Source organism: Pedobacter cryoconitis (genome assembly GCF_014200605.1).
GTDB classification, from domain to species: domain Bacteria; phylum Bacteroidota; class Bacteroidia; order Sphingobacteriales; family Sphingobacteriaceae; genus Pedobacter; species Pedobacter cryoconitis_B.
Genome location: NZ_JACHCE010000003.1, coordinates 561363 through 585394 on the forward strand (window position 1 = coordinate 561363; position 24032 = coordinate 585394).

Annotated in this window: 21 protein-coding genes; 7 read left to right on the forward strand and 14 right to left on the reverse strand. The window is 37.8% G+C overall.

The features are described from left to right. The first annotated feature begins 165 nt into the window (after positions 1-165). Complete coding sequence (locus HDE68_RS13155; protein WP_183882622.1) at positions 166-1074, forward strand: hypothetical protein; 909 nt, start codon at positions 166-168, stop codon at positions 1072-1074. Positions 1075-1081: 7 nt separating this feature from the next. On the opposite strand, the gene HDE68_RS13160 is transcribed toward HDE68_RS13155, so the two are convergent. The 4 genes from HDE68_RS13160 to HDE68_RS13175 are packed head-to-tail and all read right to left on the reverse strand — an operon-like array spanning position 1082 to position 6795. Continuing rightward, on the reverse strand, positions 1082-4804 hold the full coding sequence (locus HDE68_RS13160; RefSeq protein ID WP_317617698.1) for a HAMP domain-containing sensor histidine kinase: 3723 nt from the start codon (positions 4802-4804) through the stop codon (positions 1082-1084). A gap of 29 nt (positions 4805-4833) precedes the next feature. Further along, positions 4834-5718 (reverse strand): ACP S-malonyltransferase, encoded by an 885-nt coding sequence (fabD, locus tag HDE68_RS13165; RefSeq protein ID WP_183882624.1) that lies wholly within the window; start codon positions 5716-5718, stop codon positions 4834-4836. Positions 5719-5735: 17 nt separating this feature from the next. After that, positions 5736-6371 (reverse strand): GTP cyclohydrolase I FolE, encoded by a 636-nt coding sequence (gene folE / locus HDE68_RS13170; RefSeq protein ID WP_183882626.1) that lies wholly within the window; start codon positions 6369-6371, stop codon positions 5736-5738. A gap of 13 nt (positions 6372-6384) precedes the next feature. After that, complete coding sequence (locus HDE68_RS13175) at positions 6385-6795, reverse strand: 6-pyruvoyl trahydropterin synthase family protein (protein WP_183882628.1); 411 nt, start codon at positions 6793-6795, stop codon at positions 6385-6387. An 83-nt stretch (positions 6796-6878) separates the two neighbouring features. On the opposite strand from HDE68_RS13175, the gene mqnB reads away from it, so the two are divergent. Beyond that, positions 6879-7502 carry a futalosine hydrolase gene (mqnB, locus tag HDE68_RS13180; RefSeq protein ID WP_183882630.1) on the forward strand — a complete coding sequence of 208 codons (624 nt, stop codon included), beginning with the start codon at positions 6879-6881 and terminating at the stop codon, positions 7500-7502. A gap of 34 nt (positions 7503-7536) precedes the next feature. Next, positions 7537-8388: a menaquinone biosynthesis family protein gene (locus HDE68_RS13185; protein WP_183882631.1), complete on the forward strand. Its 852-nt coding sequence runs from the start codon at positions 7537-7539 to the stop codon at positions 8386-8388. A 16-nt stretch (positions 8389-8404) separates the two neighbouring features. On the opposite strand, the gene HDE68_RS13190 is transcribed toward HDE68_RS13185, so the two are convergent. From HDE68_RS13190 to HDE68_RS13225, 8 genes are all read right to left on the reverse strand, one after another. Beyond that, positions 8405-8785 carry a hypothetical protein gene (locus tag HDE68_RS13190; RefSeq protein WP_183882633.1) on the reverse strand — a complete coding sequence of 127 codons (381 nt, stop codon included), beginning with the start codon at positions 8783-8785 and terminating at the stop codon, positions 8405-8407. 1 nt (position 8786) lies between these two features. Next, positions 8787-10019: an ABC transporter permease gene (locus tag HDE68_RS13195; RefSeq protein WP_183882635.1), complete on the reverse strand. Its 1233-nt coding sequence runs from the start codon at positions 10017-10019 to the stop codon at positions 8787-8789. A gap of 31 nt (positions 10020-10050) precedes the next feature. Then, entirely contained in the window at positions 10051-10689 is a 639-nt protein-coding gene (locus tag HDE68_RS13200; protein WP_183882637.1) for an MBL fold metallo-hydrolase, read from the reverse strand. Positions 10690-10700: 11 nt separating this feature from the next. Continuing rightward, a complete protein-coding gene (locus HDE68_RS13205) occupies positions 10701-11288 on the reverse strand; it encodes a gliding motility lipoprotein GldD (RefSeq protein ID WP_183882639.1) in 588 nt (195 codons plus the stop codon). Between the two features lie 12 nt (positions 11289-11300). After that, positions 11301-12044, reverse strand: a complete 744-nt coding sequence (locus tag HDE68_RS13210) for a shikimate dehydrogenase family protein (protein WP_183882641.1) — start codon at positions 12042-12044, stop codon at positions 11301-11303. Positions 12045-12070: 26 nt separating this feature from the next. Next, complete coding sequence (locus tag HDE68_RS13215) at positions 12071-12838, reverse strand: phosphosulfolactate synthase (RefSeq protein WP_183882643.1); 768 nt, start codon at positions 12836-12838, stop codon at positions 12071-12073. 298 nt (positions 12839-13136) lie between these two features. Further along, on the reverse strand, positions 13137-14540 hold the full coding sequence (locus tag HDE68_RS13220; protein WP_183882644.1) for a tetratricopeptide repeat protein: 1404 nt from the start codon (positions 14538-14540) through the stop codon (positions 13137-13139). Positions 14541-14866: 326 nt separating this feature from the next. Beyond that, the gene (locus tag HDE68_RS13225) at positions 14867-15499 is read right to left on the reverse strand and encodes a GIN domain-containing protein (protein WP_183882646.1); all 633 of its coding nucleotides are present in this window, start codon (positions 15497-15499) and stop codon (positions 14867-14869) included. Between the two features lie 311 nt (positions 15500-15810). On the opposite strand from HDE68_RS13225, the gene HDE68_RS13230 reads away from it, so the two are divergent. Further along, a complete protein-coding gene (locus HDE68_RS13230) occupies positions 15811-18708 on the forward strand; it encodes a DEAD/DEAH box helicase (protein WP_183882648.1) in 2898 nt (965 codons plus the stop codon). A gap of 26 nt (positions 18709-18734) precedes the next feature. Here the strand turns inward: HDE68_RS13230 and aat are convergent, their stop codons facing one another. Next, positions 18735-19376, reverse strand: coding sequence for a leucyl/phenylalanyl-tRNA--protein transferase (gene aat / locus HDE68_RS13235; RefSeq protein WP_183882714.1), 642 nt, complete (start codon positions 19374-19376; stop codon positions 18735-18737). 92 nt (positions 19377-19468) lie between these two features. Between aat and HDE68_RS13240 the strand changes: the two genes are divergently transcribed. Together HDE68_RS13240 and HDE68_RS13245 are read left to right on the forward strand one after the other, a co-directional pair. After that, on the forward strand, positions 19469-20896 hold the full coding sequence (locus HDE68_RS13240) for a DUF1800 family protein (protein ID WP_183882650.1): 1428 nt from the start codon (positions 19469-19471) through the stop codon (positions 20894-20896). 10 nt (positions 20897-20906) lie between these two features. Further along, a complete protein-coding gene (locus HDE68_RS13245) occupies positions 20907-22106 on the forward strand; it encodes a DUF1501 domain-containing protein (protein WP_183882652.1) in 1200 nt (399 codons plus the stop codon). On the opposite strand, the gene HDE68_RS13250 is transcribed toward HDE68_RS13245, so the two are convergent. Continuing rightward, entirely contained in the window at positions 22103-23080 is a 978-nt protein-coding gene (locus HDE68_RS13250; RefSeq protein WP_183882654.1) for an App1 family protein, read from the reverse strand. The two genes, HDE68_RS13245 and HDE68_RS13250, sit on opposite strands and share 4 nt — an antisense overlap. A 60-nt stretch (positions 23081-23140) precedes the next feature. On the opposite strand from HDE68_RS13250, the gene HDE68_RS13255 reads away from it, so the two are divergent. Next, complete coding sequence (locus tag HDE68_RS13255) at positions 23141-24022, forward strand: diacylglycerol/lipid kinase family protein (RefSeq protein WP_183882656.1); 882 nt, start codon at positions 23141-23143, stop codon at positions 24020-24022. Positions 24023-24032: the final 10 nt, after the last annotated feature.

Below are 24032 nucleotides of genomic sequence, written 5' to 3' on the forward strand. Positions count from 1 at the left end.
ACTATACATTTGTGCCCAACGTTAGCAATTAAACGATTTTTTTTAAGGTCTCATACAATTTCAGGCATTTTTTTACCACAAATTATTTTTTTTATCCTATGTTCGTTTTTTTTTATCAATAAGTATTAAACAATACGACAAAGAAACCTCAATTTTTGATTTCAAATGTTAGACCGAAAAGATCCCGTAAATAAAGGAGACCGTAATAAAATATATTTTTTGATTGTAGTCATTGCTGCCCTCCTGGGTACAAATGCATTCCTATACTTCAAAGACAAACATGAAAAAGAACGCTTTGTCACTACCAATACAGAAAAAGAAAGATTAAAGCTGGAAGTAGAGAAAATAGAAGTTGAGTTTGATAAAGTCAACACGATGAATGTTGCTTTAACTGATAAACTTCAAAAAGAACAAGCTTTGGCAAGAGCCAAAATATCATCACTCAAACAATCCTTACAAAGAGGTGAGGTTACTCAGGCAGAACTTGCTGCCGCGCAAAATGAGCTAAAAAAACTAAGAGCGTTCCTGAGTGATTATAAAGAGGATTTCTCCCGTCTGGAGAAAGAGAATACTTTCCTTAAAGCAGAAAGAGACAGCCTGGTTAAATCCGTAAGCTCCGTATCTGCTAAAGCCAATGCGCTGGAGAAGAAGAATTCAGAATTAAGTGCAAAGGTAAAAAGCGGTGCTGCTTTAAAAGCTTTCAATGTCAACCTGCTTGCTTTCAAAGTAAAGAACAGCGGTAAAAACGTAGAAGTGACCAGAGCTTCCACTGCAAAGAAACTAGTCACCTATTTTAATATCATTCCTAATCAGCTTGCGACAAAAGACTATCATAAAATATATATCCGGGTATTCGACCCTTCAGGTAATCTCATCGCAGATGAGCAAAACATGTTTGAAGCAGAAGGGCAGGAAATGCAGTTTAGTGATATGATAACTATTTCCTATAATAATGATAATACAGCCTATACTATGGAATGGGTAAACCCAAGACCTTTCGTTAAAGGGACTTATTCTATTCTGTTATATGCAAACGGTTTTACAATGGGCAAGGCTGCCATCACATTGAGATAAGTAAAACTTAATCCTGAACCAGCGGGAAGCTGAGGTAAAACGTTGTTCCGGTATCCTCCACCGATTTAAATTCTATCGTTCCACCTGCATTATCTACTGCCTGTTTAACGAAAGCAAGTCCAAGACCTGTTCCAGAAGATTTAGTTGTAAAATTAGGGACAAATATTTTTGGCTGTAATTCCTGGTCAATTCCTTTTCCATTGTCTTCGACCTCAACCCATACATAATCAGAATCATTCGTGATCTTAATAAAGATCATACACTTTTCCTTTTGGTTTGCAGCTTCGATTGCATTCTTCATCAGGTTATTAAATGAACGCAGCATCTGATCTTTATCCCCCTGTATAATCACCTCTGTGTTAGTTAGGTTAGAGATATAGATCTCCACATTTTTGGTATTGACAAAGACATCTCTCGTTTGCTCAATAATCGGGATAAGCTTTAATTTCTCCAGCTTCGTATCTGGCATTTTTGCAAAGTTTGAAAATTCGGAAGCGATCGTTGCCAGACTGTCAATCTGTTCTACAAAAGATCTGTAAAAACGCTCAAATTTCTGTTCAAAGTTAGGGTCTTTCTCTTTCCATGATTTCTCCAGTAACTGTACACCAAGTTTTAAGGGAGTGAGCGGATTTTTAATTTCATGAGCCACTTGTTTAGCCATTTCACGCCATGCACTCTCTCTTTCAGACTTGGCGAGTTTTACCGCACTTTCTTCCAGCGCAGCGATCATCTTATTATATTCTTTAATCAAAGAACCAATCTCATCATGACGGGACCAGACAATCGGCTGGTTCTTTTGTCCCAGCTTTGTCTTTTTGATACTTTCCTGTATAAAAGTCAGAGGACTTGTAATCTGATTGGCGAGGAACACCGCAAGGATACCAATGGCCACAAAAACAAGCGCATAAATATTAATCAGTGTATTGATGAACAGGCCTATTTTCGATTGATAATCTGCTTCATTTCCATAATAAGGCAGTCCTATATAAGCTACGGTCTGGTTTTGCGCATTACGAATCGGCGCATAGGCAGATGAATACTTAAACGCCCCTACTGTTTCCTGTGGATTAGAATATTCAGAGCGCTGCAGCTGTTTAAGATAAATATAAGCTTTGGGCTCCATTTTAGTCCCTATAATCCCATAATCATACATCTTGGGCAATGAAGTGAACAAAAGATTTCCATCCGTATCAAACAGGTTTAAATAAGCGGAGTTGATATCTGCAAACTGATTAAAATTGATCACTGCCATATCCGTAGCTTCCGGTATACCACTGCCAAAAATCTGCTTCTCATAAGAAAGCTGCACTTTTCTTATTTTTTCTCTGATAAAATCTTCCTGTTGTTTCCTGTATTCATCTCTGATATAAAAGAAAGTAGACCACCCAACGATCAATAAGGTCGCCACTACAGATAATACAATAGAAAGCTGGATACGTGTTTTATATAAGATTTTATTCGCATTGATCATTAAAGAGCGGTTGATATTAAACCACCCTCCCCAACTCTTATCAATATTTTTCAGCAGCCATATCAGCATATATAAAGCTGCAGAGAAGATAATGAACATCAGGAAAAAGAAAGATAATGCCGCCAGCCTGACAATATAGTTCACCTTTTCTTTACTGATAACTATGATTTTTGAGTTACTGGCCGAATAAATTAAATGGCTATACCCTAATTTCGGCTCATTGACAATTACCGGTTCACCATAAATACCTTTAAATTCTGTATTGGCAATTTTATAAGTATACTTTCCCGCCTGTTTAATCAGCTTATTATTGTTATAAAAGGCAAAAGAGTAATTACTGTAGTCTTCATCATTTTTCAACTTCCCGTCAATCAGGATCTCAGGAAACTGGCTGTTATAATTATATTGCTGAGACTTCAGTTCAATAACCAGTGTCCCCAGAATATGGTTATCGTCAAAAATTGGGATGATGCCAAAATAGTTCTGATAACCAAAAGTATCATTCAGGCGATAGAAGAAATTAGAAATTTTTACTGATCCCGATTTAACCAGGTTCTGATAATGCTGTAATGACCTGTCTTCTCTTACAGCAAGCGTAGAATCTGACGCGTTAAATTCATAGAAATTATGTTCAAAAGGCGCTAAATATCCATCCAGAAAGGTCTTAATAATATAATTCTGCAAGGCAAGATGCCTGTTTGATCCCGGGCTTTTAAAGTAATCCGTGATAAAAAGGTCATTTGAAATCCCGTTTCCCAGGCTCTCAATAGAATTGATCACTTTAGGATCATCAGAAGATTGCAGGCGCTGTGCTATCACATAGCGGTTACTGCGTTCCTTAATATCATTAAATTTTAAATACTTGATAGATGAAATGAATGCAAGACAGAAAAAGACCGCAGCAAAAACGCCTATTGAAAATTTATTCTTCTGGATATAACTATTATAGGAAATGATAAACAGGAATAAAGCATATGCAATAAAAAAGGCTGTAAAATCTGTACATAACATGTAGATGAAATACAGCGAGAACAGGGTAACAAACAGGATCACCCTTTCTTTATTGGTTACAATTAATTGCCTGGTGAGTTCTATACAAATACTGGCAATCAGATAAACATTAAACCAGACCAGGCAAAGAATGATAATACAAACCCAGCTTAGCCAGCTAAGATTGATAATATTAGTGATATCAAAGTTTATTTTGGAGTTATAAATAAGGCCAAAGAAAACATCGTTCATCAAAAAGGCGATACCAGCGAAAAGCAGCAGTAGCAAAAAATGGAAAAACAATCCGGCTATTTTACTTCTGACCATCCATTGCGGCAGCCTGTAACTATCTTTATAAGTATAAATAAAAAGGACAACCCATGTAATAGAAAGTACATTCAGCAGAAAATCTCCCAAAGAAGGTAAAAAGAAACTTTCAGCATAGATAGAGGGGCTGAAAATCTCGAGGCTAAACTGGTGATTATACCAGCCATACTCCAGATCTGTAATTCTGACCCCTAAGAAAAAAGTAATGAGCAATAAGGTTGCGGGGACCAGATAGCCCCTTTTAGCGAGTCTGCCACAAAAAGAGTTAACAAAAAGAGAGAAACTGAATAAACCAATTATCCAAAGCCAGATCTGAAGAGCTGAATAAACGCTTTCGGTATAATTGGGTTTGAGTTTGACCTCAAATAACAATTTACCATCCAGATTCATAATTCCGTTAACCTGTTCATCCATAAAGGAGGCCAGGGCCAGAGAATTTGAAGAGGACAGGCTATTTACAATCCCATTTTTAAGATAACGGTTTTGTATACTAAACTGATCTTTTACATCAATCAGAAAGATCAGCGTATAACTTCCTTCTGTTTTCTTAATTGCTTCATACCAGCCATTAGCCAATTGCAGAAAAGAAGATCCTTCTTTTACCTTATCAGGATTAGGTGGTATAGCTTTATATGAACTCCAGAATTTAAGGACAGAGTGGTCGTAAGTAAGGATATTTATCCCTTTTACACCAAATGAATTGATATAATTCAAAGCAAATGTTTCATTCAGGTGAAACTGCTTGGCCCTTTCGAGCTGCTGCGCATCTGCTAAGAAATTATATACAGTTTGTTCGTTTAAAGCAAGATTTTCCTGAAGTTTACTTGCCTCGTGTTGAAGAAGGTCTTTTTCTGTTATAGAATGTTTTAACGATAATGCTGTAGCAATACAACATATCCCCAGAATCAATAAAAGAAATCTTATTTTACCCCCTATATTCACGCCGGTTTTTTTTAATTGATGATCACTGATTAAACAGGAATTGCTGCAGAACTGGTCTGAGCTTCTCTGCTTACTTTTTTAACCAGCCCCTGCAATACTTTGCCCGGTCCTACTTCTATAAATTCATCGGCGCCGTCTGCAAGCATACGTTCTACTGTTTGCGTCCATCTTACAGCACCCGTAAGTTGTGTAATTAAATTAAATTTTATTTTTTCAGGATCTGTTTGCGGTCTTGGATCAACATTCTGGTAAATTGGACATACAGGAGGCAAAATTGTAGTGTTTTCAATCGCTTCCTTCAATTCAATTCTGGCAGGTTCCATTAATGGAGAGTGGAATGCACCACCAACATTTAACTTCAATGCTCTTTTTGCTCCTGCTTCAGTCAGTTTCGCACAGGCGATATCAACGCCTTCTATACTGCCTGAAATAACCAATTGACCAGGGCAGTTATAATTTGCTGCTACAACTACTTCATCAATTTCTGCACAGATATTTTCCACTACATCATCTGCCAATCCTAAGATCGCAGCCATCGTAGAAGGCTGCAGTTCGCAAGCTTTCTGCATTGCATTTGCCCGTGCGATTACTAGTTTTAATCCATCTTCAAATGAGATTGCTGATGCAGCAACCAATGCTGAAAACTCCCCTAAAGAGTGTCCGGCAACCATATCAGGCTTAAAATCATCTCCTAAAGATTTGGCAAGTATAACAGAGTGAAGAAATATAGCTGGCTGGGTAACCTTAGTCTGCTTCAACTCTTCTTCAGTACCTGAGAACATGATGTCGCTGATACGGAATCCAATAATATTATTTGCTTTTTCAAATAATTCTCTGGCCATCTCAGTTTCGTACAGTTCTTTACCCATACCTGAAAATTGTGCGCCCTGCCCTGGAAATAAATATGCTTTCATTTATATTATGCTGTTTTCTAATGTAACCGTGCTGTTATTAACCTCAAAAACTCTGCCCTCGTTTTGTCTTTTGCAAATTCTCCTGTAAAAGCCGAAGTTGTCGTTACTGAATTTTGTTTCTGTATCCCTCTCATTGCCATACATAAATGCTGACATTCGATAACCACCGCTACTCCTGCAGGGTTTAAAGTTTCCTGAATACAATCTCTGATTTCGTTTGTCAATCTTTCCTGTACCTGTAATCTTCTTGCAAAAGCATCAACTACACGAGGGATTTTGCTCAAACCAACGATATGTCCGTTAGGAATGTAAGCCACATGGGCTTTACCAAAAAAAGGCAGCATATGATGTTCACACATAGAATAAACTTCTATGTCCTTTACCACAACCATTTGGCTGTAATCCTCTTTAAACATTGCCGAACGCAGGATTTCATCTGGTTTGATATCGTAACCATGTGTCAGAAACTGCAATGCTTTAGCTACACGTTCAGGTGTTTTCAACAAACCCTCACGCTGTGGATCTTCTCCCAGCTGGGTCAGTATATCCGTATAGTGGCTGGAAATAGAAACTGTTTTCGCTGTATTATAACGATCTATTTTAACATACCCTTCGTTCTCTTCATCAAAGGCATCTAGTGTATTATTTTCCATGTATATCGTTTGATTAACCGAAGTACTCTACAAAATTATTTTCGGTTTCGTAAATTTTAACGCAATGCAAGATTGCACCACCTGTTTGAATATGGGGTAGTAATTGATCCCAGACTGCAATCACCAGGTTTTCTGTTGAAGCAAGTTTGCCTTCCATAAAATCTACATCCAGATTAAGGTTTCTATGGTCAAGTTTGTCAATGATATGCTCATTGATAATTTCTTTCATCCATTTCAGGTCAACTAAAAATCCTGTCTCAGGATTGATCTCTCCCTTTACAGTAACAAAAAGCTGATAATTATGACCATGCCAGTTAGGATTGGCACATTTGCCAAAAACTTCAAGATTATGATCATCAGACCAGTCTGGTCTGGCTAATTTATGTGCGGCGTTGAAAGATTCTTTGCGGGTTATATAAATCATATTTCAGTAATTGATTGCAAATATACGAAGACTATCTAAAAACAAGCACCCTGGGTGGATCCATTATTTTGTAACTTCGTTAAATGAAGATACTGGTTGTTGCAGCCACAAGAGCTGAGCTAGCTGAATGCTGCCATACTTTTAACCTTGCTGAAGGAAATTTTATTCAGCACCCCCGTTTTGACCTGTTGATTACAGGCGTAGGAATGACCGCTACAGCATTTGCTTTAGGGCAGCATTTATCTGCCGGCTATAGCCTGGTTGTTAATTTAGGCATCGCCGGATGTTATGACCGGAATATCCCCTTAGGCAGTCTTGTCAATGTCGTCAATGATGAATTTTCAGAATTAGGTGCAGAGAATAAAGAGGAGTTTTTAACCATAGATACCCTCGGATTCGGAAAAGGCAAATATGCGGCTAAAAACAAATCTGTTCCGCTCAATCTGCCAGAAGTCAATGGGATAACGGTCAATAAAGTACATGGTAACAAGACAAGTATAGCCGCTATTGTTAACCGGCTGAACCCTATTACAGAAAGTATGGAGGGCGCCGCCGTCTTTTATAGCTGTGAACAGCTTGACATCCCATGTATTCAGGTCCGCAGCATCTCTAATTATGTGGAAGAAAGAGATCGTGACAGCTGGAAAATAGGATTAGCCATTAAAAACCTCAATGATTGGGCAATTGAATTTTTGACAAACTATTAACCAAGCAGATACAGGAACTGCTTACATTTACCACATGAAACTTTCACTCGGCTTTTCTCCTTGTCCAAACGATACTTTTATTTTTGACGCACTGATTCATCATAAAATTGATACTGAAGGGCTGGAGTTCGAGGTATTCTTCGATGATGTGGAGACTCTAAACCAAAAGGCGTTGAGAGCTGAGCTGGACATTACCAAATTAAGTTTTCATGCTTTTGCCCATGTGGCAGACAAATATGCATTGCTGGATTCGGGAAGTGCTTTAGGATTTGGTGTTGGCCCATTACTGATCTGCAACAATCCAGACTTAATTGGCAGTGAGAAACTAAATCAGAAAGATTCGCCATTATCTGTAGCCATTCCGGGAGAATTAACAACTGCAAACTTTTTATTGGGTATTGCATTTCCCAATTTACTTCATAAACAGGTAATGGTTTTCTCAGAAATCCAGGATGCCTTACTGAATGACACTATCGATCTTGGATTAATTATTCATGAAAACCGGTTCACCTATACGGGTAAAGGGCTGCATAAAATTGTAGACCTTGGCAGCTACTGGGAAGAACTGACTGGTTGTGCTATTCCACTGGGCGGAATTGTGATCAACCGCAACCTCGATCGCGAAATACAACTTAAAGTAAACCGTCTGATCCGGAAATCAGTAGAGTTTGCATTCAAAAACCCAAAATCAGGTGTTGAATTCATTTCCAGTCACGCTCAGGAAATGGAGGAAGAAGTCATGTATAAACATATAGATTTATACGTCAACAAATATTCCGTTGAGCTAGGCACCGAAGGTAGAAAGGCAATAGATATCCTCTTTAAAATGGCACAGGAAAAAGGGATTATTCCAGAAATCACACAGAACCTCTACGTCACCAACTAATATAGCGGCGCAGCTTTTACTGGTTACAAGGCCCGTCAGGAATTTCTTTGGTTATTTTAATCAGTTTAGTGACTACTAAAGTAGAATCAAAGTCTGCTGACACGACCAGGCTATCAGATTTGATCACATGACATTCTGCCTCGATATAAACAGGCTCATATGGTTTCTCGAAATTGAATTTGCTATAGCCTAATTCCAATGTTTTAGAACTATCTGCAACCCAATATTCCCTGCCCTCTTCACAATCAGTAAACGACTTTATTTCAGGCCCATAGCTATAAAGACCTTTTATTATTTTTGTTTTACTCTTTTGACTATCTGTTCCGGTACGGTTACAGGCCACAAAAACAACAGAAAGTATAAATAACAATAAAGACGTACGTTTTAAGAAATTCATGTTAGAGATCTTGATTTAAGTGATTAATGTTCTTCACGCTCAAATTAGATGACAAAGCTGATGCCATAAACGAGAAAATACTCACAGTGATGAATACTAATAAAAAATCTTTCCATTTAAGGCCTATAGGATAGGCATTACTGATCAGCAGATTGTCCTGTGACATTTTGACTAATCCAAATTTCTGCTGAACCAAACAAAATATCAGCCCGACAAAAAGACCAAAAATACAACCTGCCAGCGTAATCATCATGCCTTCAAAAAGGAAGATCTTTCTGATCAGGCCCTTACCAGCTCCAAGACTGCTTAAAATGGCAATATCTTTCAATTTATCAATAACCAGCATCGTCAATGAACCTATGATATTAAAAATAGCAATAATCAGAATAAAAGTCAGAATGATATACACCGCCCATTTTTCAGTGCTTAAGATATTGTATAGGGCCTTGTTCTGCTCTACCCTGTCTTTAACCACATAGTTGGCCCCCAACTGCCCTTCAATCTTAGCTTTAAAAACATCCGGGTCTACACCTTTTTGCAGATTAAGCTCTATAGAAGAGACCTTAATATCTTCCTGCAATAATTTTCGGGCAAAGCTTAAAGGTACTATCGCAACGTTATCAAAATCCTGCTGCACCTCAAAAATACCTGACACCGGGATGTAAAGATCCATAAAGTCATCTGCCGGATTAACTGAGCTGGTCTTCAATCCCTTTTTGGGAGAAAAAACCTGTAATTGTGTAAATGGATCATTGGTATTCACCATCAAATAATTTTGCAAAGCAGAGCCAATAACAGCATTGGGACCAGCTTCGGTCTCCAGCACAAATTTTCCCTGAACGGTAATGCTATCCAGACTCTTATTTTTAAGGTAAGCTGTACTAACCCCCTTCACCAAACCTACAGATTGCTTGTCACGATATCTCAGTAATGCATTTTCGGAGAGCACTTCTGTATAGGAGTAAACTTCTTTCGCTGTTTTAAGCTCTGTAAAATAGACCGACCGGGGATCAAAAGTCTTCCCCTGAGCAGGCGCGATAACCAGATGCGGAGTAATCGTATTAAACATTTTCAATACCACTTCTTCAAACCCATTGAATACCGATAAAATAATAATCAATGCCGCACTCCCTACAAAAACCCCCAGTACCGATATGGTAGAAATGATATTTATAGCATTGGTAGACTTTTTAGCAAAAAGATACCTGCGGGCAATATAAAGGGCTGTGTTCAAATGCTGGTCGTTTGGTCAAATATACAGGTACTTATTTTAAAAAAGGATTATACTGTTTTTCATAACCGATAGTAGTTGACTGGCCATGACCAGGGTAAACTTCTACATTTTCTGGTAAAATGAAAAGCTTTTCTCTGATATTATCAAGAAGCTGCTGATGATTCCCTCCTGGCAGGTCAGTCCGGCCAATCGAAGAATAAAATAAGACATCCCCACCCACAATGAACCCATCTGCCTTTGCGTAAAAACATAAATGTGCAGGAGAATGTCCGGGAGCAAAAATAAGCTCCAGTTCACTGTTTCCAAAAACTACCTTACCTGTCTCTTCCAGAAAAACTTCTGGTTCTGGTGACAGCTCATAGTTTAAGCCCATTTGCGGTGCATATCCTGGAACTGCCTGAAGAATATACAATTCTCCTTTATGAAACTGAGGTTTTAAGCCCCAGGTATCAAAAACAAATTTATTGCCAAAAACATGGTCCAGGTGACAATGCGTATTTAACAGTAATACGGGTTTTAGCTTTGCTTCCCTGATCCAGCCAGCCAGTATATTCTGTTCTGCACCATCGTACATTCCCGGATCAATAATAACACATTCTCCTGTTTCATCATATAAAACATAAGTGTTTTCCTGGTATGGGTTAAAGGTAAATTGCTTAAGAGTAATCATAAAATTTATAATTAGTTTTTCCATCTGAAAGTATTGATCATTCGATCAACATCTTTCTTTATAAAACTCACAACCGGGGCCACTGAGTCATATTGCGGACGTTCGTTAAAGTATAAAGCCCCTCTAAAATAATGTTTAGCACTATCAGTCAGAAAAAATTGCACAGAAGATGCTGTATTTCCTTCAATGGCATAATAGATACCATAAACTTTTCTATCCGGAAAATTGATCAGTCTCTGATCAATGGCATTTGCTTTAACCGTATGTTTAAATGCTAATGTACGTGCATCTTCAACTAGTCCCTCATATTCCTTTTTTGAAGAAACATTATAATAAGTGAGATGCAGACGCGCATTAAACTGGGGGAAATGAAGATTATTCCAGCATGTACCGGCCCCGCGTTCCTGATCAGCCTCTATTTTTGTATATTTTGGATAGTCAAAAGAAAACGGGCAACCATCGTTATAAGTCAGATATTCCTTTTTGGGGAATTTAATCTGAAAATAACCTCTTGGTTTTGGCGTATAACTCTCATTACTGGTACAAGCCGCACTACAGCATAAAAGAAGAAAGATACTGTACAGCAAATAATGTTTCATGGTCATTTTAACCTAAGAGTTCCAGATAGTCCATGATCTTTCTGCCTGAAGCTCCAACATTTCATATCCGTTTTTAATCGCAGCTCCCTGCGCTTTTGCACGTTTTAAAAACTCAGTTACTTCAGGATTATAAACCAGATCATAAGCCAGGTGCTTTGAAGTAAGCCACTGATATGGAATAGCCGGAGCAGCTTCAATATTTGGGAAAGTGCCCAAAGGAGTCGTATTAATAACCACCTGATATTTCTCCATCAGTTCTTTTGTCAGATCAGTATATAGGATAGCATCCGGAACTGATGTTCTGACAACAGAAAGATAAGTGATATTCAATTGATCCAATACATATTTCACTGCTTTAGCAGCACCGCCATCACCAAGTATGAGCGCATGGGTATGGTACTCTTTCAAATAAGGTTTTAATGATTCCTGAAAACCAAATGCATCAGTATTATACCCTTTAAGCCAGGTTTCCCCGTCCTTCTGTTGAATAGAAATACAGTTTACAGCACCTATTTTTTCGGCAGCGGGCTCCATTTCATTCAGATAGGGTATTACACCAACTTTATGAGGAATAGTTACATTCAGCCCGCCGAGTGAATTATCTGCTGCAATCAAAGAGACCACAGCAGCTATATTTTCAATTGGAAACAGCTCATACTTATGCGCTGCAATTCCTTCCTTCTCAAATTTCTCCGTAAAGAATTTTTTGGAGAAAGAATGTGCGAGCGGATAACCAATTAGTCCGAATGTTCTCATATATATCAGCAGCAGACCGTAACCGGTTACTTATTTAAATTAAGAAAGTAATCAAATGTATCGCCTCTTAGTCCTAAACGAATTGTTTCCAAAGGAATAACTTCGGCAGGAGCAATATTACCAAGATTCACATTACTTCCAATCAGTTTAATAAACCAAACCTGCTGCTCTTTTTGCGGAGCTTCCCAGATAATTGTTTCAGCTGGAATTTGTGTTAAAATCTCATCTACTAATCCTTCACGCACTTCGCCCGATCCTCTGTATATACCTACATTTCCACCTTCTCTGGCTTCAGCAATTACTTTCCACGATCCGGCTTCAATCTCAGCGTTCATCAATTTGATCCATTTATATGGAGCAAATATTTTGGTAGCATCTTTAGATCCTACTTCCGAGATCACAGTAACATGTTTAGCTAATTTATGGATGTATTCACATTTAAGGTCATGTTCAATATCAATGGAACCATCAGAAACTTCTGCGTATTCCATACCATATTGTTCCAGAACACGAATATAATCTTCAAATTGATTACGGATAATAAACGCTTCAAACAAAGTACCGCCAAAATAAGTCGGGATACCTGCACTACGATATATATCTAATTTCTCTTTTAATTTAGGGGTAACAAAAGATGTTGCCCAACCTAATTTTACGATGTCGGAATGGATACCAGCAACATCAATAAAATCTTCTGTCTGTCTCAAACTGAGGCCCTTGTCCATCACCATAGTTATGCCGCTCTGGCGTGGTTTTACTGGACGTTCCGGGATATTATTCAATGGGTAATTCATATCTGCTGTAAAGGTGAAAAAAATAAGGCTATTTTCATCAGTATATATTTGTTTTTTATCGGTTATGAAGCTTGCATGAAATATGCAGGTTTCATCAGTATATATTTGTTTTTTAATGGAGATGAAGCTATCATGATCTTGTATTGACTTCGTGAGCCAGGCTGTAAGATCAGGATGGTTTCATCAGTATATTATTTAACACAAAAAGCTTATGCCATTCGCTGACATAAGCTTTTTAGAGGTCGTCAATTGCATAACGCAAAATTGTCCCATGTATTATTTTGCAACGGTTAAATGGTTATTTGATATATCTGTTAATAACCTCAACAATCGCATTGTTATCTTGTAATTGCGGCAGATACTCAAACAGGATATAATGTTTTTCCGGGTCTGTTACTAAAGCTGTTTCCAGGTAAACCAGCGCTTCTTTATGCTGTCCAAGAGCAAATAAATAAGCCACCTGCCTGTAATAAAGCTCAGCAGCATCCGGATTATTTTTTATCCCGTCCGAAATAGTTTCCGAAGCTTCCAGTAATCTCCCCTGCTCATATAAAACGGTAGAAAAATCCAGCCATGCCTCTATATCAAGCGGATTATATTCCAGCACTTTATGATATGCCTCTACAGACTGTTCTATTTGTCCGAGTTTATAATAGGCATCCGCCATTGCGAACCAGAAATCAGGGTTTTCATCATCCAGCTCTATCGCTTTTTTATAAAAATGAAGAGATTCAAAGTAACGCTCTTCGAAATTAAGTGTAACACCGATTCCAAACCAGGCATCTGCCAGCTTATTATCCATTTTCACAGATTTCTTATAATAGGCACGCGCTTCGTCCATGCGCTCCAGCTTCTCATAACATTCACCTATTGCACAATAAGTATCAGCATTTGGCTTTTCGTACTCCCAGGTTTGTTTATAAACTTCAATTGCCTCTGCATAGCGGTCAAGCTGTACAAGGGCATTGCCTTTGTTATAATAAGCCGAAGCAAAATTATCTTTTATAAGAATTGCATAGTCATAGGCATCTATCGCCTTTTCAAACAAATCAAGCTTATGATAAGAATTTGCCAGGTTGTACCATGCAGCATAAGAATAGGGATCGTTATCGATATATTCCATGTAAAACTGGATACTCTCTTCCTGTTTGTCTAAAATATCATAACAAAAGGCCAGTTCATATAAACCGTCTTTGTTTTCCATATTCTGTTCCAGGCTCTGCTTGATGTACTTGATTGCACTTTCGTAATCCAGCATATTCTGATAAACATAAGCTATCTGAAGCAGAATTTCATCTGTCGTTTCGGCAAAAGTCAATGCAATCTGAAAATTATCCAGTGCCTCTGTATAACGCTCCAGGCTATTGTATATATTTCCGCGAAGGACATAGATTTCTGACTCAGAAGCTTCGAGCATTTCCGCTTTCTGCAAAGAGAAAAATGCTTTATCAATCTGATCAGTGATAAAAAACAATTGCGCCTGTTTAATTAAAAACACAGCAGCATAAGGATGCTGATTCAACGCATATTCTATCACCTGTAGTGCCTTTATAGGGTCACTTTTTTCTATATAGTAGTCAATGATATTCTCAAAGGCCTGGGCATCAAAAAAATACTGATCCTGGTTCCTTATCATCTCTTCATAGCGCTCTACCGAACGCTGTGCATCATCACTAAAATCAAAGTAAAATTCCTCTTCCATTGTATTGAATAATTAAAGAACAGCTCCCTTTTTTTCTAAAATACAGTATAAGTTTACAGTATTATATAGCTTGTAACCGAAATAATTATCAACATTCAAACAACTTACATTGTAATTAGCTGATAATATTAAATTTAGCAGTAAATAAGCTGGCTAGCCTGGGTCAGCATTTTTCTATTGCTGTTGGGAGTTTTTCCTGAATTACTACAAATAAACGCAACTTAATTTTAATCTGCGTAAAATTCAAGTCAAGAAACCAGTCCATAAAAAAAGCCAGTAATCAAATACCGGCTTTTTTATTAAACAATTACCTTGTAGCAATCTATTTATTTTTTCACATCTCCTGTATTTGCTTTTTTAACCTTTGCTTTCATTACATTCATTGCAAGTCTTGATTCTACCGGCAGGTTATCTGTTCTTAAAGCAGCTAATTTTTCTGTTTTCAAACTGCCCAGTCCTGAATTCTTAATTGTGTGGCTTTCGGTTGTACCCGCCAGTTCCAGACTACCCAATCCATCCATATCAGTATACATGCTCTCTGTATTAGCTTTAATATGAGCAACAGCATTATCTCTTAAAATCACTTGCAGATAAGCTAAATTAAATGTTCCAATAGTACTTACCTCTGAATTATCCAAAGCAGAGATCCGGTATAAATCTTTAACATAAACAGTTACTGTTACCGGACTTTCTTCAGATGAGCTCACAGTCAGTGTATTTCCCATTTGCTTAACCGATATTTTATCCATCTCGCTTTCCTCAACAGAAACCCATTCATTTTTACTCTGTACAAGATGTACTCTAGTATTACCTTGTACGATAACTCTTTTAATATCCATTTTAGCAGATGCTGCTACAACAGGCACTACTTTTTCAGCAGCGATTGAACTGAATACTGTGGCCGACAAAATGATGGCAGTCATTGCCGATGTTACTAATGTTTTCAATGAATTTTTCATGTCTTTATTTTTAAGTTTTTTATAAAAGTCTGTTTCTTAATAGTTTGTAATTAAGACGCAAACTCCTACCCTACGTTGCAAATTTTCTTGCCTTTTATACCACGGACCTGTATAACCCGACGAACGCCCTTAATTTTCCGACAAACTCTGACCTGATTTTTGCTACACTTACCTTCTTTCGCACAATTATCAGTCAGATAATAGAGAATAATCGCACGAAAAATTCAATTCTATTTGACCACAACTCAAATTTGATGTATGTTTAAGGATTTTCCATACCTAAAGACTCCTTTTTTTTAATCATTTACCTCATGTTACGCGTAGATAGCTCTAAACCCTGCAAAATCGTATATTCACTGTGCAAACATGAGTATTTAGGCTATTTAATTGAACCACATATTGTCCAGCTTAATCCACAAGGCGATTTCTCTTTAACCTATCAGCGGTTATTTAGCCATACAGCCAAAGAATTTACCAGGCATCTTACAGAGTCAGATCTTAAGATCATTAAAATGCTGGATGAAACTGAACAGGATCATGTGATTAAGAAATATCATAAAAAAGCGATCAGGCCTTTTGAGTTTTTCAGCAAATTTTATGACGACAAATTTTACGATAGTGTACGTCCAAAAATTGAGAAAAAGCTTGCCGAGGTACTTGAAATCCTTAAAATTAAAGATGAGTTATACCTTATGGATAAAGACGGGTGGCCGGCAGAGCGTAAAATAGAACTCGCTACCGAACCTGCTACCATCTTATTTCATTTCAGAAGAAACGAGGTAGAAACCAGATATTTCCCAACAATCAAATATCAGTCTCTTCGAATTGACTTTATGTTTAAAGAAGCTCAGATTGTCAGCAACCAGCCGGCATGGCTATTACTGAATGATGTTCTTTATTTCTTTGAACAGGATATTGAAGGAAAAAAGCTCTTTCCTTTTCTGAATAAACGATATATCACGATTCCTACAGCTAAAGAAGAAACTTATTTTGAGAAGTTTGTTGCACCCCTGATAGAGAAGTATCATGTTTATGCAGAAGGATTTGAGATTCAGACAGAGAAACACGAACCAACTGCAATTCTTAAAGTAATTTATATTGAAGGCGGGATTTCACAACTCCAATTGTACTTCAAATACGGTGAACATGTTTTTGCCCTGGGGAATGAAAAGAAAGTAACTGTTCATGTAGAAAAACAAGATAATAATTATGTCTTTACCCGTGTCAAAAGAGATACTTCATGGGAAAAGTTTAAATACGCAGAATTAATTAAGCTGGGACTTAAAAAAACGAGTGCAATCTTTTATAACCTCGAACTGGGTTCTGCTGCTGCAACAGAAGATAAGTCTTATGGTGTTCTGAACTGGGTTAACGAACATATTGAACTGTTAGAAGCTAAAGGCTACAGCATTGAGCAATCAACCGGTCAAAAGAAGTTCTTATTTGCTTCGAGCAAAATTGATTTTGAGATCAAAGAAGACAATGACTGGTTTGATATTAACGCGATTGTATATTTCGGTATACATCCCGTTCCTTTTATTGCTTTAAAGCAGCATATTCTGCATAAAAGAAGAGAATTTCCACTTCCCGATGGCACGATAGCGATCATTCCCGAAAAATGGTTTTCGCAATACGGAAGTTTATTCAGTCTTTCTGACGGAGGAAAAATGCTGAAGCTGAAAAAACACCATATAGGTTTGATCAATGATCTTGCTGGTGATGGAATTGCAAATGTGACCCTTCAGCGCAAACTTCAGAAACTAAATGATTTTGAGAATATCGAAGATGTGCAAATGCCGGTTCACTTTAAAGGCGAACTCAGGAGTTATCAAAAAGCAGGCTATAACTGGTTCAGCTTTTTAAGGGAGTACAACTTTGGTGGCTGTTTAGCGGATGATATGGGTTTAGGTAAAACCATCCAAACCCTGGCTATGCTTCAAAAACTGAAAGAAGAAGATGAGCTGAACAATACACACAGCACTTCATTAATCATTATGCCAACTTCACTGATATATAACTGGCTGGCAGAAGCAAAGAAATTTACCCCTAAGCTGAAAATTCTTGCACATACCGGCAGTGCCAGAAATAAAGATGTCAGTCATTTTATTAAATACGATATTGTAATTACTACCTATGGAATTACCAGGGTAGATGTCAACGAAATACAGAATTTTTATTTCAATTATATTATTCTGGATGAAAGTCAGAATATTAAAAATCCTTCTTCAAAGTCTTTTAAAGCTGTAAAGCAGTTAAAATCAAGACACCGGTTAATTCTGAGTGGTACACCTGTAGAAAATTCTGTGGGTGATCTTTGGACACAACTAACCTTCCTTAATCCGGGATTACTGGGTACACAGGCTTTTTTCAATGAAGAATATGTACAGGCTATTGAAAAAAGGAAAGATGAGGATAAGGCAAAAAAACTCCAGGCAATTATTAAACCTTTTGTCTTAAGACGAACCAAAGAACAGGTTGCAGAAGAACTGCCGGCAAAAACCGAGCAGATCATTTACTGTGACATGAGCGAGGACCAGGCATCTTATTATGAAAAGACAAAATCTGCCTACAGAAATGACTTACTGAGCAGTATGGATGACGGAACTTATGCAAAAAAACAGGTTCAACTGCTCCAGGGCTTAACTGCATTACGTCAGTTAGCAAACCATCCAGGCATGATTGACGACCAGTATACCTCTGATTCAGGTAAATTTGAAAACGTAGTCCATACCCTTGACAACGTGCTTAAAGGTGGTCATAAAGTACTTATATTTTCACAGTTCGTTAAGCACCTGACTATCTTCAAAAATCACTTTGAAAAAGAACTGATTCCATTTGCCTATCTTGACGGTTCTACAAAAAACCGTGGTGAAATTGTTGCCGAATTCCAGGATAACAAAGATCTTAAAGTCTTCCTGATCTCAATAAAAGCAGGTGGGGTAGGTTTAAATCTTACACAGGCAGATTACGTCTTTATATTAGATCCCTGGTGGAACCCTGCAGTTGAACAGCAGGCTATAGACAGGTCACACCGGATCGGACAGGAAAAGAAAGTCTTTATCTATAAGTTTATCGCTAAAGACACAGTCGAAGAGAAAATACTTGCTTTACAGAACCGTAAAAAGCGTCTTGCCAGTTCATTGATCACTACCGAAGAAAGCTTTTTTAAATCATTGAGCAAGGAAGATATCCGGGAAATCCTGAAATAGGTCTTAAAACACACATCAGGAGAGTATTAAACTTGTGGAAATTGTAAAATCGCAGTATAATCTTCTCTTGGAATCATTTCTGCTCCCAAACTCATTAAATGATCATTTGGAACCTGGCAATCAATCAAGCGGTATTTATTTTGCTGACAAAGCCAGATCAATGCTGTTTTCGAAGCATTGCTCTTTAAACTGAACATACTTTCACCAACAAATACACCATTAATTACCAAACCATATAAACCACCCGCCAGCTCACCCTCATACCATACTTCTATACTATGGGCCCAGCCGTATTTATGCAGATTAATATAGGCATTTTGCATCGCAGTGGTAATCCATGTGCCGTCCTGATCCTTTCTCGGTGATTTTGCACAACAAACAATAACATCTGCAAAGGCCTGATCCATTGTGATCGTAAATACCTGGTCTGCAATTATCTTACGCATACTTTTGCTCACTTTAACCTTTTCAGGAAAGATCACACAACGTTCAGGAGGAGCAAACCAGCAGATTGGGTCTCCTTCACTAAACCACGGAAAGATTCCATTTTCATAGGCGAGTACCAGCCTGTCCTTACTTAAATCTCCACCAATAGCCAGTAACCCATCTTCTTCTGCTAATGCAGGATTAGGGAAAACCAATTCTCCTTCGGGCAACTGAAATATCATAGGGACAAAAATATAAAATTTTAAACCTAAACGTTTTATATCTGTCATAGTACTTGTTATATCTGTCATACCAATGAAAATAGCCTGATACCATGGATAGAAAAGATAATTTCGTCAACATCAAGCACCTCTACAACAGAGCCGGATTTGGAATAGCCTATCCCGATTTACTCCAATTAAGCAAGAGAAAAATAAGCAAAGCTATTAATGGCCTGTTTAACTCTTCTGCAAAGGGAACGGAGCTGATGGTGATTACTCCCGAAGAATTTAAAGAGCAGCAGCTCCTGCTGTCTGGTTTGAATGGCAAAAAAGAATTAAGTCCCGAAGAAAAACAACAAAGGGAAGACATCACCAAAGCCCGCAATGAGAAAAGCCGCGATCTTAACCTGAGCTGGATACAAAGGATGATTGCCACAGATAATCCTTTACTGGAAAAGATGACCCTGTTTTGGCATGGACATTTTGCCTGCCGTTCCAATAATCCATTTCATGCGCAGCAGCTAAACAACATCCAAAGGAACAATGCTTTAGGAAATTTCAAGACTTTATTGTCAGAAGTTTCCAAGTCGCCGGCAATGCTGGACTACCTCAACAATCAACAAAACAGAAAAGGCCATCCCAATGAGAATTTCTCCAGAGAATTAATGGAATTATTTACGCTTGGCAGAGGTAATTATACTGAAAATGATATTAAAGAAGCCGCCCGTTCATTTACCGGATGGGCTTATAATAAAAATGGTGATTTTGAATTCAATACAAAAGCACATGATGAGAAAGTAAAAACCTTTTTTGGTCAGACAGGTGCATTTGATGGGGAAGCAATTATTGATATGATACTGGCCAAACCCGAAACAGCTACTTTTATTTGCCGTAAGCTTTACATCTTTTTTGTCAATGATAACCCTGATGAAGCACACGTAAAGGAACTGGCCACACATTTCTATGAACAGAAATATGATATCTCAGCGCTGATGAACAGGTTATTTAGTTCTGAATGGTTCTATGGCAAAGAAAACACAGGCAATAAAATCAAATCTCCGGTAGAATTTTTAGTTAATCTGAGCAGAGAATTTTATGTCACCTATAATAAACCACAGATCCTAATACAATTACAAACCAGCCTGGGTCAATACCTCTTTAACCCCCCAAATGTTGCAGGCTGGCCAGGAGGAAAAAGCTGGATTGACAGTTCATCCTTAATGCTGCGGTTAAAAATACCTTCTTTGGTTTTAAATGATGGTATCCTGGATTTTGATGGAAAAGCTGACCCCGAAGATGAAGCAGTCATCGCCCTGAATAAAAAGCAAAAAGCCAGACCTGTCAAGTCTTATATTAATGCGCAGGCAGACTGGTCTAAGTTTTTAGCTTGTTTCCCAAAAGATATGAAACAAACAGAGCTTGCATCATTTCTGCTGGAACCTGCAGTGGGAAAAAAAATCAGCGATGTAATTTCAACTAATGTCAAACTAAAAAATACGGCAATTGCAGTAACCAGTATGCCCGAATATCAATTGTGCTAAATAAAACAAAATGGAAAGAAGAGATTTTTTAAGAAAAGCAACCCTTGCAGCAGCAGGAACAGTTTTCGTTCCTGCATTTATGAAGCCTTTTGAAGCATTGGCACTGGATGAACTGAGTTTATATAAAAACCTCGTTGTCGTTCAGCTCTCCGGCGGGAATGATGGACTGAATACAGTTATCCCTTTTGGAAATGATATTTATTATCAAATGAGAAAAGGTATAGCCATTAAACCTGAAGAGGTAATCAAACTGAATGATATGCAGGGGCTGAACCCTAACCTGACTTGTTTGAAAGAACTTTATGATCAGGGATGGATGTCAATTATCAATGATGTCGGTTATCCTAATCCAGACCGGTCACATTTCCGTTCTATGGATATCTGGCAAACAGCGAGTGATTCCAATCAATACCTTTCTACAGGCTGGATAGGCCGTTACCTGGATTCAAACTGTGAAACTTGTAAATTCCCTTACACAGCGATCGAAGTGGATGACAGCCTCTCTCTGGCTATGAAAGGCAGGAGTAAAAAAGGGATTGCCTTAAAAGACCCGGCCGCTTTGTTCCGTAATACCAATGAGCCATTTTTCAGAGAGATGATTAACAGCGATAAAGACCACCTTGACGAAGAAAACCTGGGTTATCTGTATAAAACGATGATTGAAACTTCTTCTTCAGCTAACTATATCCAAAATACTTCTAAAATTTACGCCCCGAATTATACTTATCCGAATTCAGGCTTTGCCAATCAACTTAAAACCGTTTCCAAATTTATCTGTTCAGGTTTAAAAACCAGAGTTTATTACGTGTCTTTAAGTGGTTTTGACACCCATGTAAATCAGTTGAATCAGCAAGGCCGGTTATTACAGCAATATGCCGAAGGGATGAATGCTTTTGTTAAAGATCTGCATCAGAATAATAAGCTGGATGATACTTTAGTAATTACTTTTTCTGAGTTTGGCAGACGTGTAGCGCAAAATGCAAGCAATGGAACCGACCATGGGACAGCAAATAATATGTTTTTATTTGGCGGAAGATTAAAAAAACAAGGAATTTATAATCCGGCACCCGATCTGGCGAACCTGGATAATGGCGATCTGAAATACCAGGTAGACTTTAGAGAAGTGTATGGAACAATCTTAGACAAATGGCTGGATGTCAGCAACTCACAGATTCTCAACAAACGATTCAACAATCTGGGTTTTATCTAAATATTGATCAGTCCTATTTTAACAGCATCCGACATCGCCTCTTTACTATCAGTAAAGAGGCAGGTATGAATACTTTTTTCTGCTGCTTTGCTTAAAGTATCCAATGTTGCCTTTTGTCTTTCCCGTCTGATATTTCTGATATAGATAGCCTCTATACATTCTGGGTGCTTCATAGCAATTGTCGTATAAATTTCAGGGTCCTGCTGTGAGTTATCCCCAAAAAGTATAAACTTTTGATTCGGGAAAGCATCTATAATGCGCATCACACGCATTAATTTACCTTCATGCCCGGTTTTACCAGTCTTTAATAAATCTTTCCATCTCTTAATCTGATTGAGTAAAAAAGCGCCCTCAGGAAGCTGATTAAATCTAAAAGTACTGACCAGGTAGTCATATAAATTCCATTCACTGCTGGAAACATAAAAGAAAGGGTTAGGATGTTCAGCATCAGTACGGGACAGCGCCAGTAAATTATAATAAGACGTTACACCGGGGAACGTTTTTCGTGTATGCGGATTTTTGATAAAAAGCTCTCTCAGTCTTCTGCCAATAGTTGCAGAATGTGAAACCATGATCGTATCGTCAATATCAGATATAAATGCATACTGCGTAATATGCGGGACATAAACGTCTCCGGTATTTACAGCAAGTACTTCACCATTATCAGTTAAAGCTTCTACTTTTACCTGGTGCCAGCCTGCACTAACGTTTTGCTCTGCTTTCCATTCAAATTTAAAAAAACCATCATATTCTGTTGTCTGATAAACTATCTGATCATAAAAACTTAGCCTCACTTTAAGCCAGGGATAAGGTTTTAAAATAAACATCCTGATCAGGTAAACAATGTTCACAAAGAAATTATTGCTGTAGTTCTGAGTATTCTTCGCTCTGAATTTAAAGACATGCCCATATATGACCAGATTATTAGTGTGGCCATAGCCATGATATACTTTTACGCTGACAGAATTATTCATTATAAACAAAACAGAGCGGGTGCAGAGTTGTTTGTGTTATTAAATAATATTAATTACCGTATGAAACTACTTTTTATTGTCAACCCAGGTTCGGGAAGTGATGATACAGATTTCAAAACGGTGATATCGGATTTCTTCAAATCCCTTAAACATACTTTTGAAATCTATCAGCTCACAAAGAATTGTAATCCTGAACAGATAAAGACAGCCATTGATCAGGCAAAAGCAGATCGCGTTATCGCTGTAGGTGGAGATGGTACCTTAAAACTGGTAGCTGAACTATTAAAAGGCACAAAAATCCCAATGGGAATTATTCCAGCCGGTTCTGCCAATGGTATGGCCAAAGAACTGGGTATTCCGCTTGACATACAGGAAGCACTTGATTTAACTATAAACGGAAATACCAAAGAGATTCATGCAGTAGTTGTGAACGATGAATTTTGTATTCATTTATCGGATATTGGTTTCAATGCTTATATCGTTAAAAAGTTTGATGATTTACCACAACGGGGAATGCTGGGTTATGCCAGGGCATTATGGAAAGCCCTATGGAGCCACCATAAGATGGAGGTAGAGTTTAATATCGGACAAGATACAATCCGCTCAGAGGCTGCAATGGTAGTCATTGCAAACGCGACCATGTATGGTACAGGCGTAAAGATCAACCCTGTTGGAAAATTAGATGATGATGTATTTGAAGTTATCCTTGTCAAAAAATATTCCTTTCTGGAGATTCTTAAAATACGCTTCACCAATTTGCCCTTTAATCCAGAAAAAATTGAATGTTTTCAGACTGAAAGGCTTTATATAAAAACCAGGAACAAAGTACATTTTCAGGTAGACGGAGAATATATAGGCAAAGTCAATACCATTGAGGCTAAACTATTGCCTGCAGCTATAACTGTCATTTTCAATGCTGATGCTATCCAGCAGCGCGAATAATTTGAATAAA